The organism is Arthrobacter sp. SPT-J7 (assembly GCF_059089965.1).
Map to the genome: position 1 here is coordinate 1 of NZ_JBNHFF010000579.1, position 419 is coordinate 419.

1 protein-coding gene is annotated in these 419 nt (G+C 57.0%); it reads right to left on the reverse strand.

Annotated features, from left to right (window positions below; translation table 11 throughout):
- Nucleotides 1–93: 93 nt before the first annotated feature.
- Nucleotides 94–288 (reverse strand): hypothetical protein, encoded by a 195-nt coding sequence (locus tag AC5RWX_RS34355; RefSeq protein ID WP_309072470.1) that lies wholly within the window; start codon nt 286–288, stop codon nt 94–96.
- Nucleotides 289–419: the final 131 nt, after the last annotated feature.

The window sequence follows — 419 nt, forward strand, 5'->3', positions numbered from 1 at the left end:
GGGGCGTTGCTTGGCCACGGGCTTTGGTGGTGGACATGGACAAATGGTCCCGACTTCACCGAGTCACGAACATCCGTGCGGTCTCACACTTTCCTATGCACGGCCGCAATCTCCGCAGGCGTCGCCTATACACTCCCGCAATGAGACGATTTCGACGATCTTGGGAATTTCGCTCACAGTTGTGCCGCCGCTTACTCCCGAGAAGAGCATCGCTACCCCCGCAACGGCGACAAGCACACCAAAAAAGATAAGGGCAGTAAGGGTAAAGGAACGCTGGTTCTCAGTCATACCTTCTCCAGTCATGGAAACTACGGCCGACGTCGTGGTCCAATACTGTACCTGTGGCGACACGGTGGCAAGACCGAGAAAGGCTAAGGCCTGCATCGGGACTGCCACCACGCTTCATTGTCCGGTGGGAG

Bases quoted from the DNA above. Each gene is read 5' to 3' on its own strand.
- AC5RWX_RS34355 (WP_309072470.1), bottom strand. From the start codon at position 288: ATGACTGAGAACCAGCGTTCCTTTACCCTTACTGCCCTTATCTTTTTT.